The following is a 13,097-nucleotide window of genomic DNA, read 5'->3' on the forward strand; positions in this document are numbered from 1 at the left end:
ATCGCCCGATGGCTTCCGTGATAGACCGGCTGCTGGACTGGCTCATGCCCCTCTTCTCCAACTGGGGCTATCCCATCGTGTTCGCCGGTGTCTTCCTTGAGAGCATCTTCCTCACCGGGTGGATAGCCCCCGGCACGACGGTCATCCTCATCGGTGGCTTCTTTGCCTCCCAGGGTGATCTGAACATCTATATGATCTGGGTGACCAGCGTCGTGGCCGCTCTCCTCGGCGACAACGTGGGCTACTTCATCGGCCGCAGGATGGGCCGCCGGGTGATGGAGCGTTACGGGGAGAAGCCGAGACCGCCGCGGGGACTGGAGGCCAGCCAGCGGTTCTTCGCCCGGTATGGCGGCGTCACCGTCCTCTTCGGTCGCATGGTCTCGGGCGTCGATGCCTTCATACCGCTCACCGCCGGCACCAGCGGCATGCCGCACTGGAAGTACATGGCCTACGATTTCCCGGGGGTGATGCTGTGGTCGGGCATCTTCTGCGCCCTTGGCTATTTCTTCGGGGAGCACTGGGAGACCATCGACAAGGTCATCGGATGGCTGGGCTGGGGTTCCCTGGCGGTCATAGCCATGGTCGTAACGGTCTTCATCCTCTTCAGGCGACGCTCCCGCAAGAGGGAGCAGGCGGGCCGGCGAGACGGAGACGCCCGGTCAACATGAACGTCCTCGGGGCAGCGAATTTACTTCGCTTCCGGCCATATGCTAGAATCACGCTAATTCCGGATCATCCAGGCTGTTCGTCAGGGGTAGGCGCAGCCGTTCTCGGGAGAGATGCCATTGGCTGGAGGCTATACGTTCAAGGGTAAGCTCCTGCTCAGCATCATCCTTTTCGCTTTCTGGGTGGTGCTGACCGCGACGGCGGTCCTATACGACCTCGTCCTGGGGGCGGTCTGCTCGGCCTTCGTGGCCGCCCTTACCGTCGCCCTGCTGGGGAGAGCCCTTGACCCCGACATCACGCCCACGGTACTGCTCCGGCTCCCCTGGTTCATCCTCAGGCTCATCTGGGAGATAATCAAGGCCAACTACGATGTGGCAAAGATAATAATAGATCCCAGGCTGCCCGTGGACCCCAGGATCGTCGAATACCATACCTTCCTGCCCGGCGACCTTCCCCGCACGGTCTTCTCCGATTCCATCACCCTCACTCCCGGCACGGTCACCGTGGACCTCGACGAAGACGTGCTCAAAGTCCACTGCCTCTGCCCCTATCACGAGGAGGGGTTGTCCGGCCTGGAGGAGATGGTGGCATGGCTGTTCGGGGTGAAAAAAGATGGATAGCTTCCTCACCGTCATCGCCGTTATCCTCAGCCTCAACGCCGTTATCTGCCTCTATCGCGCGGCCATAGGTCCCACCACCCAGGACCGCGTGCTGGGCGTGAACATCGTGGGCACCAAGACCCTGGTGGTGGTGGTATTGATCACCTTTATCCAGGCCGAGAGCTTCTTCCTGGACGTGGCCATCGTCTATGCCCTGCTCCTCTTCGTGGTGACCGTGGCCCTGTCGCGTTACCTGGAGGCGGAAGGGTGGGAGGAGATGAGGTAGATGGCCAGGAACATCGTGGCGGCCGCCTTCTGCTGCATCGGCACCTTCTTCTTCCTGCTGGGGACCACGGGGCTGCTGCGCATGCCGGACATCTTCACCCGTCTGCATCCTTCTACGAAATGCGACACCCTCGGGGCCTGCTCGGTGATCATAGGCATGGCCGTGTACGCCGGATGGTCCTGGGACATGTTCAAGCTCGTCCTCATCGCGGCTTTTCTGCTGCTGTCCAGCGCCACCTGCGGCCATGCCATCGGGCGTTCCGCCCTCAAGAGAGGCATCGAATACTGGAAGAAAGACGGCGGGGGGGTGGACGATGGGCACGGCGCTTAACGTCGTCTTCATCACGCTCCTGGTGGCCACCGCCCTGCTGGCGGTCTTCGCGCGCGACCTGCTGGCCGCGGTGATCATCTTCTCGGTGTACAGCCTGATCATGGCCCTGATGTGGCAACGCCTGCAGGCCCCGGACCTGGCCCTGACCGAGGCCGCCGTGGGTGCCGGCGTGACCACGGTGCTCTTCGTGGTGGCCATCTTCAAGACGCGCCGCAGGGAGGAGGAGGAGGAGGATTGAAGAAGGTCACCGCGCTCATCTTCATCGCGGCGCTCTTCGCGCTCCTCCTCTACGTGGTGGCCAGCATGCCAACCATGGGAGACGCGGACAACCCCACGAACTCCAGCGAGGTGATCAAGCGTTACCTCGAGGGGGCGGAGGAGGAGACGCACACGGAAAACGTCATCACCGGCATCATCCTCAACTACCGGGGCTACGACACCATGGGGGAGGTGTCGGTGATCTTCTGCGCACTGGCTGCGGTCCTGGCCGTGCTGGGCAGGGAGAAGCGGGGAAAGATCTACGCCTACACCGACCGTTCCGGGGTGCCGCCTTCGGTCATCGTCAAGACCATGGTGGCATTCCTGGTGCCCTTCATCATCCTCTTCTCCATCTACACCATCCTGCACGGGGAGGTATCTCCGGGTGGCGGCTTCCAGGGAGGTGCCATCGTAGGGGCGAGCATGATCATCTTCACCACCATCTTCGGGCTTTTCGCATCGTCCGAGCGTATCCCCCAGAAGGTGCGCGCCCCCCTGGAGGGCTCGGCGGTGATCGCCTTCTTTGTCGTGGGGGTGCTCGGGCTGATAGGCGGAGGCAACTTCCTCACCTATGCCTGGCCGGACATCTCGTCCAGCCTTCAGCCTGCCGTGGTGGTCTGGCTCACCATCCTGGTCGAGATAGGGATAGGCCTCGGCGGAGCCATGGTGCTTATCTCCATCCTGTTCAGCATGATACGGGAGGAGGAGGAGATTGCAGCTGCTCCGTAACTACCATTACGTCGCGGCCATGCTGCTATTCTGCATCGGCCTCTATACGGTCATCATGCGCCGCAACATCATCAAGAAGCTCATCGGCCTGAACATCATGGAGACGGCCGTGTTCTTCTTCTACATCTCCCTGGGATACCTGGACGGGGGCATCGCGCCGATCCGCGTAGGTGGCGCCGACCCCTCCCGCATGGTCAACCCCATACCCCAGGCCCTCATCCTCACCGGCATCGTGGTGGCGGTGAGCGTCACCGCCCTGGCCCTGGCGCTGGTCATCCTGCTCTACCGCCAGTACGGCACCCTGGACGTGGACCGGCTCTTCCGGGACGAGGGGGAAGCCGAAGCAGGCGAGGGGAAGGGAGAGGCCGCATAGATGGGCGCCTACCGACACTTTCCCATCCTCATGATCACCCTTCCGCTGCTGGGCGCGGTGTTCATGCCGCTCATGGGTTACCTGCGCGCGAAGTGGGTGCCCTGGACGGCGGCGCTGCCACTTGCCGCATCGAGCGTGCTGGGCGTCCTGCTCATCGGCAAGATACCCGCGGAAGGTTACCTCGGCTATCACCTGGGGAACTGGGAGCCGCCCTGGGGGATCGAGATCCGAGTGGACTTCATGGGTCTTTTTCTCATGCTGATAGTCTGCGGCATCACCCTCCTGTCCATGGTCTATTCAAGGCGCTATATCGCCGCGGAGGTCTCGGAGGGACGGCAGACCGCCTACTACACCCTCTTCCTGCTCATGTCCGGAGCCATGCTGGGGTTCACGGCCACGGGGGACATCTTCAACCTCTTCGTGTTCATGGAGATCCTGGCGCTCTCCTCCTACGCGCTGGTGGCCATCACCGGCAACCGCAACGCGGTGCGCGCCGCCTTCAAATACCTGCTCATGGGGGCGCCATCGTCCATCATGGTGCTGCTGGCAATAGGGTTCCTCTATTCCGCCACCGGGACCCTGAACATGGCCGACCTCTCGCGGCGCATCGCGGAGTCGGGATATACAGAGGTACTCATCGTCTCCTATATCCTCTTCGTCATCGGCTTCGGGGTGAAGGCGGCCCTCTTCCCCCTGCACATGTGGCTCCCCGACGCCCACTCCATCGCGCCGTCGCCCATAAGCGCCCTCCTCTCCGGCCTGCTGGTGGAGGTGAGCGCCTTCGCCATACTGCGCATAAGCTTCTCCGTCTTCACCAGCGGCGCGGAAAACCTAATCGGGGGGACCATGGACGCCGCGGGCATCTTCGCGGCCGCGGCGGTGCTCTTCGGGGGGATCATGGCCGTCCTGCAGAAGGACCTGAAGATGATGATCGCCTATTCCACCATCAGCCATATCGGCTATATCTTCCTGGGAATCACGGCCATGACCGCCGAGGGGATCACCGGGGCCATGTACCATATGCTGGACCACGGCCTTGCCAAGGCCTGCCTCTTCCTCTGTGCCGGCAGCTTCATCTATGTCAAGGGCTACCGGCGCATCGAGGACCTCAAGGGGGCATGGAGGCAGATGCCCTGGACCTGTTTCGCCTTCGCCCTGGCCGCCCTCTCGGTGGTGGGTATCCCGCCCACGGCCGGGTTCATCAGCAAATGGTACCTGATCCTGGGAAACATCGAGGGGGGCAATTACCTCTATGTCGTCATCCTGCTGGCGGGAAGCATTCTGGCGGCGGTGTACTGCTTCCGGGTCATCATCTACATGTTCTTCCTGCCCGGCAAGGAGGGGGCCTGGGAGGGGGAGTTCAAGGACGCCGCGCCCTCCATGCTCTCGCCGGTCTGGATACTCTCGCTGGGCACGCTCTTCTTCGGCGTGTTCTCTTATCTGGTGATACCATCGCTGCTCAAGGCGGCGGAATTCTTGCTGTGAGAAACGAAGGGGGTAGTCGATGTCGGACTCGAGCAACTTCTCGGTAGTACCACTGGTGGCCATGCTGCTGCCCTGGGTCTCGCTGCTGGCCATCCTGGCCATGCCCAAGCGGAACAAGCAGCTGCGATTAACCATCTGTTTCCTGGGAACCCTGGCCACCTTCGGGGTGGTGCTGTCCCTGCTGCCCGGCATCCTGGACGGCAACACCTACACCATCAAGCTGGCCAGCGTGGTTGAGGGCCTGGAGATGCGCCTCACCGTGGACACCCTGGGGTATTATTTCTCGCTCATCCTCACTTTCCTGTGGATGCTCTCCACCCTCTATTCCATCTCCTATATCGACCACAAGGAGAACCGCTTCTTCGCCTTCATGGCCCTGTGCGAGTCCTTCATCCTGGGCTGCGCCTTCTCCGCCAACATGTTCACCTACTTCATCTTCTACGAGATGATGACCTTCGGCTCCTACCCCCTCATCATCCACGAGGAGACGGCCATGGCCCGACGGGCCGGCTACAAGTACCTGGTGTACGCGGTGGCGGCGGGCACCGTGCTCTTCTTCGCCATCGTGGCCCACTACTTCTGGGGAGACGGCCAGCTGGGCTTCGGGCAGTACGGGGTGCTCAGCCTGGAGTTCGCTAGCCGCGCCGCCCTCATGGCCATCTTCTTCACCTACCTGGCGGGGTTCGGGGTTAAAGCGGCCATTATGCCGCTGCACGGCTGGGTGCCCGACGCCCACCCCGCCGCGCCGTCGCCCGCCAGCGCCCTGCTCTCCGGCGTCATCCTCAAGGCGGGCGCTTTCGGCATCATCCGCGTGGTCTTCAACGTCTTCGGGGTGGACCTCATGCGGGAACTGGACGTGTTCATCGTCATGGCCGTACTCGCCTGCATCACCATCGTGGTGGCGTCGGTGTTCGCCCTCACCCAGGACAACCTCAAGCGCCGGCTGGCCTACTCAAGTATCGGCCAGGTCTCCTACATCATCCTGGGACTGGCCATGCTGGCCCAGGACGGCGCCCTGGGGGGTGTCATGCACCTCACCCACCACGCCATCATGAAGGGATGCCTCTTTCTCTGCGCCGGGATCATCCTGGTGAAGACGGGTAAGAAGAACATCAGCGAGATGAAGGGGGTGGGGTACAGATTACCGATAACCATGATCTGCTTCTCGGTATGCGCCCTGGCCATGATGGGCACCCCGCCGTCGGTGGGCTTCATCACCAAGTGGCTGCTTGGGAGCGGGGCCCTGGAGGCGGGCCTGCCGGTGTACGTGGTCGTGCTGCTGGTGAGTGCCCTCCTCAACGCGGCCTATTTCCTGCCCATCATCTACATCGCCTTCTTCCGCTGGGAGGGTGACGAGGAGGAGGGCCACGGAGAGAAGCACCGCCCCAAGCTGGTCTTCGGCAAGGAGGCGGACCACAAGCTGGTGGTGCCGGTGGTCATCCTGGCCTCACTGGCCATCATCGTGGGGATCTGGGTGACGGTGCCCGGGTTCCCGTATTCGCTGGTCAACCCAGTTGTGGAGGACATCTACGGCAGCAGGGTATCCGGACATGTCTATGTGGACGAGAACGAGAACGGCAGGTATGACTCGAGCGATCCGGCCGCGGACGACGTGGCCGTCCGGCTAGTGCTGGATGACGAGGTCGTGGAGACCGCCGTCAGCGACGGGGACGGCCGGTACGAGTTCGAGCAGGTCGAGGAGGGGACCTACGAGATCGAGGCCGGGGAGGAAGGCACGTCCGCGGCCAGCTCGGCGACGGTCAGAAACGTTGAGGTGACGTCCGGAGAGGACGTGGAGGTGGAGAAACCATTGCTGGTCCGACCATGACTGCGATGAGGTAAGAGCTTGCACGAGACGAAGGTAGCGATACTGGCGTTCTCCGCGCTGCCCTTGCTGGCCATGGCCTTACCCGTGCTGGGGGCGGCCTTCGCAGCGGCGGCGGGGGAGAGGCGGGCGCGCCTGCGCAACTGGGCCGCGGTGGTGACCACCGCCGTGACGCTGTTCGCGGCGGTGCTCATACTCACAAGGGTGCTCTCCGACGGACCCCTCTACTTCAACCTGGACATCATGGCCATCGGCGACCGCTACATCTGCAACCTCGAGGTGGACGCCATCGGGGCGTTCTTCGTCTTCTTCGCCGCCATACTTTGGTTCGCCGCCTCCCTGCACGCCTTCCGCTACATGGAGCACGAGCAGCGCCGCACGCGTTTCTTCTTCTTCATGCTGCTCACCGAGTCCGCGACCCTTGGCGTCTTCATGGTGCAGGACTTCTTCAGCCTCTACCTCTTCTTCGAGGCCATGGGCTTTCTCGCATACGTGCTGGTCATCCACTCCGAGACGGAAAAGGCGCGTTCGGCGGCCGCGAAATACATCTGCATGACCGTGGTGGGGGGCCTGAGCCTCATCGGGGGGATACTCTTCTACCTGGGCGGAGCGGGGACCGTCGCCTTCAAGCCCGAGGCGGGCAGCGCCTGGCTGAACGGGCCCTTCCAGGTGGCCGCGCTTGCCTTCCTCATCGCCGGGTTCGGGGTCAAGGCGGGCATGGTGCCCCTGCATATCTGGCTGCCCGACGCCCACCCCGCCGCGCCTTCGCCCGCCAGCGCCCTGCTCTCCGGGGTGATGATCAAGGCCGGGGCCTACGGCATCCTGCGCACCGCCCTCACCTTTTTCCAGCAGCCCCCCATGGAGGCGGAGGCGGTGAGCGGCGGCCACGCAGCGGAGGGGGCGGCACACGCGGCGGCCGGGATAGCCGGAGACGTGCGCGCGCTGGGTTTCACCATCTTGTGGATCGCGGTGGCCACCATGTTCGTGGGCATGCTCCTGGCACTGGTGCAGAACGACATCAAGCGAACCCTTGCTTACTCCAGCGTGAGCCAGATGGGATATATCCTCTTCGGCATCGGCTGCATGACCTACCTGGGCGCGGAGGGCGCCATGGGCATGGCGGGAAGTCTTTACCACATCATCAACCACGCCTTCTTCAAGGGCTGCTTCTTCCTCGCCGCGGGATCCATCCTCTTTCGCGCCCATGAGCTGGACATGTTCAAGCTGGGGGGCCTGTGGAGACGTATGCCCCTGACCACCGTTTTCTGGTGCATAGCCGCCCTGGGCATCATGGGCATCCCGCTGTGGGGAGGGTTCGTCTCCAAGACCCTGCTGCACCACGCCGTGCTGGAGTCGCATGAGGTGGCGCTGCACGCCGGGCTGGCCACGGCGGGTTGGGTCAAGGCCGCGGAGATCATGTTCATCATCACCAGTGGCGGGACCATCGCCTATATCACCAAGATGACCTACTACACCTTCTTCCGACGCCCCGACCCGGAGCATGCCCACCATCTCGGGCACGTCGAGGAGGCGCCGGCCTGGATGCTGGCCGGCACGGGGCTGCTGGCGGCGGGGGTGTTGTTCAACGGCCTCTTTCCGGGCGTGATCCTGGCCAGGCTCGTGGGGCCCACGGTGCAGACGGTGCCGGGGTTCGATGCCCACATGGCCGCCCACGTATCGGAGGTCCCTATCTTCGTCTGGGAAAACCTCAAGGAGATATTCGTCCCCCTGGCCATCGGGGTCACCGTGTTCGCCCTGGGGGCATGGCCGGACCTTTTCGGAAGAAAACGGCGGGGCCCGGACCTCTTTCAGGTGCGGCTGCCGCGCTGGCTGGGCGTCGATTACTGGTACGTGCGGGGCGCGAAGGGCTCCCTGGCCATGCTCTTCGCGGGACAGAGGACATATGCTCCCGTCAAGGCGTGGGTTATAGGCGTGCTCAAGCGCGGCGCGTCCGGGACGGTACACGGCGTCAGGGACGTGATCGTGCCCGCCATCACGGAACGGCCCTACGTGAGGATAAGAGACGGCACGCTCGCCCTGGCCGGCGAAGCGAGGGAGAAACTGCTGCCGAGGGTCAGGGAGTACCAGGGCGATATCGCGGTGGGGGCCCTCGTCCTCGCGGTGTCGCTCACCGTCTTTCTTATCATGAGGCTGCTTTGACATCACCGCGCATGAGCGGGCGTTTACGGGGGTGAAAGAGCAGGGAATGGCAATGCGACGAAGAGGACGCATCGGGAGAGCATGGAGGAAATGAACTTGTTCCATGTACTGGGAGCAAGGGTGGTGATGGCCGCGGATGGCGGCCTCACCAGGGACTTTTATGCAGTGATGGTCGCCGCGCTGGCCGGGATCGCGGTGCTCATCTACGCCGCCTCCTCCGATCTCTTCGAGCTGAAGCTCTTCAAGTTCGATCCCCGCGCCGCGAAGCTGCCGAGGGAGACGAGGGTGGAGTACTGGTATACCCGGGCCGCGAGGAGGTTCTGGTCCTGGCTGTCCGTCAAGCCGCCCAAGGAGACTCGCGTGGACTACTGGTATACCCGGGCCGCGAGGAGGTTCGAGGTGTTCCTCGCCGAAGGTGGCTGGCGTTACGCCAAGGTGAAAAAGCAGGCTGGGGTCAGGGTGAAGAGGGACTGGAGGAGCATGCGCAAGCAGACGCGGGCCGTGCTGCCCGACGCGGCCAGAAGGCTGAACCGCGATGTCGCCCTGGGGGCGCTGGCCATCGCCATAGTGCTGGTAGCGCTGCTGGTGGTGAGCCTGCTTTAGGAAATACGGTGAAGGCGGCCCGCCTGGGCAGGCGGGCGGAGTGCGACGACAGGGGGAGATATGAGAAGAGCCGTACCTCTTTTGGTGTTCGCCGTGGCCGTGCTATTGTTATTGGGAAATCTCGCTCCGGCCCTGGCGCAGGAGGGTGACGACGTCGGGGACGGAGGGGGCAGCAGCCTCCGCCTCATCGTTATCATCGCCGCCATCTGGCTGGTGATAATCGCCGCCATCGTCACCGTGGTGGTGGTGACCAGGAAGCGGTCGGGGGAGGAGGACAGGGAGAGTCGTGAAGGTTAAGGAGCCGGCGCGGCCGGAGAGGAAAGGTGGTATTGCATGGAAGAGAAGCTGAACGTTGCATCCCGGTGGCTCACGGCGCTGGCCGTCATCCTCATCCCGTTGACGGTGATAGCCCTCGTCTCGAGCGTCTGGGGCCTGAACTACCAGTTCGATACGAACCAGTGGACGCGCTACCTCCTGTTCGCGTCCTGGATAACCCTGGCCATCTCCGCGATCATCGGGATGACCAACCTGATCAGCCCGCCCGAGCTGGAGTCCGAGAAGGCGCCGGCCAAGGTGAAGGAAAAGTCCCCCGCGCCGGTGTCCGAAGGGGAAGAGGGCGAGGACGGAGAGGAGGCCGGGCAGGTAGAGGTGAAGAAGGCCAAGCCGGCCTTTAACGCCGCCTATGCCTTCACCCTGGCGCAGGCGTGCTTCTTCTCCCTGGGGATCATCCTCTACGTTGCCTTTATCTCCTGGATGCTCCTGGGCCTGCAGGCTTACCCCGCATCGACGGGGTTCTGATCCCTCCCGGCTCATGGGGGGCTACCTGCACCGTTTCTATCGCGACAACATGCGTGCGGAAGGCCTTGTTTCCTTCCGGGTAGTGGTGAAGGAGAGCGACCTCTTCATATTCGCCGAGCGCGACCTCGCCGCCGAGGCGCGCTCTTCGCTGCTCAGGCACCGCGGCGACCTCGAGGAGTTCATCGCGCGCCAGCCGCGTTTTCGCACCTCTTTCAGGCCCTACGAGGTGCCACCCGGTTCGTCCCCGGTGGTGAGGGCTATGGCGGAGGCGGCCACGAAGGTGGGGGTGGGGCCCATGGCGGCGGTGGCGGGGGCCCTGGCCGACCTGGTGGCGGAGGACCTCTCGGTTTTCTCCACCGAGGTGATCGTGGAGAACGGCGGGGACATCCACCTGCGCTCGGCGCGGGAGCGGAGCATCGGCGTCTTCGCGGGGGAATCGCCCCTGAGCGGCCGCCTCTCCATAAGGATGTCGCCTACACCACCCGGGGGAGTGGGGATCTGCACCTCGTCCGCCACGGTGGGGCCGTCCTACAGCGCCGGGGGCGCCGACTCGGCCCTGGTGGTGGCGGAGGACGCGGCACTGGCGGACGCGGCCGCCAGTGCCCTGGGCAACCGCGCCAAGGACGCCGGCCATATCGAGGAGGCACTGGCCTCCGTCGCTTCCATCGCCGGGGTGACCGCTTGCCTGGTAATCATCGGCGACCACCTTGGCGTCCGTGGCGATATCGAACTCGAAAATACCTGAATCGCCCGACAGTATGCATCGCGTAAATCGTTTCTCATCACATAAGACTTACGCCTCGATCTTCTATCCGCCGGTCTTCACGCCACGCCCCGCCTTTTCCCCGTAGGGTGCGGGCCAGCATTTATACTGGCCCCGTTTCCCATTACATAAGATCAGCGCTGGATCTTTAGACCCCCAAACGTTATAGCAACCGCGTTCTTCCAGGGTCGACGTTCTCTCACGCGAGCAGCGACGCCACCGTGTCGAGCAGGAGATCCGGCTCAGCCGGTTTCTCCAGGTAGGCGGAGTAGCCCATGGCCTTGCCCGTCTCCAGCTCGTACCGGCGCCTGCTGACTTCCTCCCGTACCGAGGTGAGGACGATGACCGGAGTATTCGCCCATGGCTCGTAGGCCGGATCGCGAAGCGCCGTAAAGAACTCAAAACCGTCCACATTCGGCATGAGCAGGTCGAGGATGACCAGGTCCGGCCCTTCGCTGCGCAGCTTCTCCAGTGCTTCGCCGCCGTCCCTTGCCGTCACCGTCTCATACCCCTCGTCCTCCAAGAGCATGGAGAGTACCTCTATCACATCGGGATCGTCGTCGGCGAGCAGTATCTTTCTACCCATGGTCTACCTCCAGTGCTCCGCTACCGGCTTTCCTCTCCTCGACCGCCGTGCTGAAACGCACGGTGCTATCTCCGTCCAGCATCCAGCGCTCCTCGAGCAGGCAGGTCACCCCAACGGGGATGGTGAACGAGACCCGCGTCCCTTTTCCCGTGGAAGGCACCGGGCTCTCGAGGAAGATGTCGCCGTGGTGCATGGCGACGATGCGTTTGCAGATGGACAGGCCCAGGCCCGTCCCCTCGGGTGATTCAAGATCGCCCCTGTAGAACTCCTCGAAGACGTGGGGGAGGTGCTCGGGCGCGACCCCCGATCCGTCATCCTCCACGGCGACGGTCACCGTGTCATCCTGCCGCCGCGCGCGGATGGTGATCCTGCCGCCGCGCGGGGTATGGCGCACCGAGTTGGAGACCAGGTTGAGGATGAGCTGCTGCAGGCGGATGTCGGAGGCGAACACCTCCGGCAGGGGCCGGTGGATCTCCGTGTTCACGGTGATGCTCTTGGGCGAGGCGAGTTCGTGCGCCATCTCCACGGCCGCGCTCAGCACTTCCTCCCAGGAGACGGGCTTGAGTTCCTTGATCACCTGGCCGCTCTCCAGGCGCGATAACTCCAGGAGGTCGCTGATGAGTTCCATCATCCCGTCCATGCGCTCGATGCTGCGGTGGATGCCCTTGACCATACGCTCGTCCAGGCAGTCGGCGCCCTTGCGCAGAAGCAGCTTGAGGTAACCCTCCACAGCCACCAGGGGCGACTTGAGGTCGTGGGCGACCATGGACAGGAAGCTGAGGAAATTGCGGCGCTCGTCGTGGATGCGGGCCAGGTCGCGGCGGGCTTGGTCGGCATCGCTCTCCAGCCGGTCGCGTGTCTCCGCGCTCTGCAGGATACTCCCACTCAGCTCGGCTATGGACTCGAGGAACTCCAGGTCCTCACGGTCAAAACTCATGGCCTCGGCGAAGAAGAGACACATGATGCCCCTGACCTGTCTCGGTTCGCCGAAGGGGAGGAAAACGATGGAGACGACCCCCTCCCTCCGCAGCTCTTCCCTGTGGTTCAGGCGCGGATCGCTGGCCGCATTCAGGACGAAGAGCGGAGTTCCCTTGAGTACATGGTGCAGTGACGCGTCAGCCAGTATCTGCCCCTGGCGCACCCAGCTCTCGTCTATGCCGCAGCTGAAGCGGGGCAGCAGGACCCTGCCGTCTCCGCTGAGGGTGTGCAGCGAGCAGCCCTTGGCGCCCATGCCCCGGGATGTAGCCTCGACCAAGGCGCGGACGATGTTGTCCGCGCCGCCCGCCGCGGTGACCGCCAGGGCGATCTCGCGAATGATCTCGTGCCGCAAATGATCACCTTGCCCGTGGTATGAAGACAGCTGCCCCGCTCCAGCGATTATCTTATATTAATACAAATGCCCGGCTCTAGCACTGGACTCCGGACGTACCCGTGCCAGGCCTGGGACAATGGGGTCAGGATTTATCCTGACCCCACTTCACATTACCTGAGAACAGCTTAGTGGGCGCATCATGCTTGGACTAATCCATGCAAGGCACCGTCGCGGCGCTGCCACTTCAGCGGTGCATTCCATAGAACGTGGGTGTGGTACACTGCCTCAACGCGGTCTGATATATTACAGGAGGAAAACGGCGTC

16 protein-coding genes are annotated in these 13,097 nt (G+C 63.5%); 14 read left to right on the top strand and 2 right to left on the bottom strand.

What is annotated here, in order from left to right:
- Positions 1–8 precede the first annotated feature (8 nt).
- The 14 genes from AB1384_00710 to AB1384_00775 all read left to right on the top strand — a co-directional run bounded on the left by AB1384_00710 (position 9) and on the right by AB1384_00775 (position 10,857).
- Entirely contained in the window at positions 9–668 is a 660-nt protein-coding gene (locus AB1384_00710; GenBank protein ID MEW6552793.1) for a DedA family protein, read from the top strand.
- A gap of 117 nt (positions 669–785) precedes the next feature.
- Complete coding sequence (locus AB1384_00715; protein ID MEW6552794.1) at positions 786–1,286, top strand: Na+/H+ antiporter subunit E; 501 nt, start codon at positions 786–788, stop codon at positions 1,284–1,286.
- Complete coding sequence (locus tag AB1384_00720; protein MEW6552795.1) at positions 1,279–1,551, top strand: monovalent cation/H+ antiporter complex subunit F; 273 nt, start codon at positions 1,279–1,281, stop codon at positions 1,549–1,551. Before AB1384_00715 ends, AB1384_00720 begins: the two co-directional genes overlap by 8 nt.
- Positions 1,552–1,881: a monovalent cation/H(+) antiporter subunit G gene (gene mnhG / locus AB1384_00725; GenBank protein MEW6552796.1), complete on the top strand. Its 330-nt coding sequence runs from the start codon at positions 1,552–1,554 to the stop codon at positions 1,879–1,881.
- Positions 1,865–2,119, top strand: a complete 255-nt coding sequence (locus AB1384_00730; protein MEW6552797.1) for a hydrogenase subunit MbhD domain-containing protein — start codon at positions 1,865–1,867, stop codon at positions 2,117–2,119. The genes mnhG and AB1384_00730 overlap by 17 nt, the downstream gene beginning before the upstream one ends.
- The gene (gene mbhE / locus AB1384_00735; protein ID MEW6552798.1) at positions 2,116–2,868 is read left to right on the top strand and encodes a hydrogen gas-evolving membrane-bound hydrogenase subunit E; all 753 of its coding nucleotides are present in this window, start codon (positions 2,116–2,118) and stop codon (positions 2,866–2,868) included. The genes AB1384_00730 and mbhE overlap by 4 nt, the downstream gene beginning before the upstream one ends.
- Entirely contained in the window at positions 2,852–3,241 is a 390-nt protein-coding gene (locus AB1384_00740; protein ID MEW6552799.1) for a cation:proton antiporter subunit C, read from the top strand. The genes mbhE and AB1384_00740 overlap by 17 nt, the downstream gene beginning before the upstream one ends.
- Positions 3,242–4,726 carry a monovalent cation/H+ antiporter subunit D family protein gene (locus AB1384_00745; GenBank protein MEW6552800.1) on the top strand — a complete coding sequence of 495 codons (1,485 nt, stop codon included), beginning with the start codon at positions 3,242–3,244 and terminating at the stop codon, positions 4,724–4,726.
- Positions 4,727–4,745: 19 nt separating this feature from the next.
- The gene (locus AB1384_00750; protein MEW6552801.1) at positions 4,746–6,554 is read left to right on the top strand and encodes a proton-conducting transporter membrane subunit; all 1,809 of its coding nucleotides are present in this window, start codon (positions 4,746–4,748) and stop codon (positions 6,552–6,554) included.
- Between the two features lie 18 nt (positions 6,555–6,572).
- Positions 6,573–8,711 carry a complex I subunit 5 family protein gene (locus AB1384_00755; GenBank protein MEW6552802.1) on the top strand — a complete coding sequence of 713 codons (2,139 nt, stop codon included), beginning with the start codon at positions 6,573–6,575 and terminating at the stop codon, positions 8,709–8,711.
- A 90-nt stretch (positions 8,712–8,801) separates the two neighbouring features.
- A complete protein-coding gene (locus AB1384_00760) occupies positions 8,802–9,314 on the top strand; it encodes a hypothetical protein (protein MEW6552803.1) in 513 nt (170 codons plus the stop codon).
- A 60-nt stretch (positions 9,315–9,374) separates the two neighbouring features.
- Positions 9,375–9,611 carry a hypothetical protein gene (locus tag AB1384_00765; protein ID MEW6552804.1) on the top strand — a complete coding sequence of 79 codons (237 nt, stop codon included), beginning with the start codon at positions 9,375–9,377 and terminating at the stop codon, positions 9,609–9,611.
- A gap of 36 nt (positions 9,612–9,647) precedes the next feature.
- The gene (locus AB1384_00770; protein ID MEW6552805.1) at positions 9,648–10,112 is read left to right on the top strand and encodes a hypothetical protein; all 465 of its coding nucleotides are present in this window, start codon (positions 9,648–9,650) and stop codon (positions 10,110–10,112) included.
- Between the two features lie 13 nt (positions 10,113–10,125).
- Positions 10,126–10,857 (top strand): UPF0280 family protein, encoded by a 732-nt coding sequence (locus AB1384_00775; GenBank protein MEW6552806.1) that lies wholly within the window; start codon positions 10,126–10,128, stop codon positions 10,855–10,857.
- A 217-nt stretch (positions 10,858–11,074) separates the two neighbouring features.
- Here the strand turns inward: AB1384_00775 and AB1384_00780 are convergent, their stop codons facing one another.
- Entirely contained in the window at positions 11,075–11,461 is a 387-nt protein-coding gene (locus AB1384_00780; GenBank protein ID MEW6552807.1) for a response regulator, read from the bottom strand.
- The gene (locus AB1384_00785) at positions 11,454–12,791 is read right to left on the bottom strand and encodes a GAF domain-containing sensor histidine kinase (GenBank protein ID MEW6552808.1); all 1,338 of its coding nucleotides are present in this window, start codon (positions 12,789–12,791) and stop codon (positions 11,454–11,456) included. The genes AB1384_00780 and AB1384_00785 overlap by 8 nt, the downstream gene beginning before the upstream one ends.
- Between the last annotated feature and the right edge of the window lie 306 nt (positions 12,792–13,097).

It is taken from the genome of Actinomycetota bacterium (genome assembly GCA_040757835.1).
Lineage (GTDB): Bacteria > Actinomycetota > Geothermincolia > Geothermincolales > RBG-13-55-18 > SURF-21.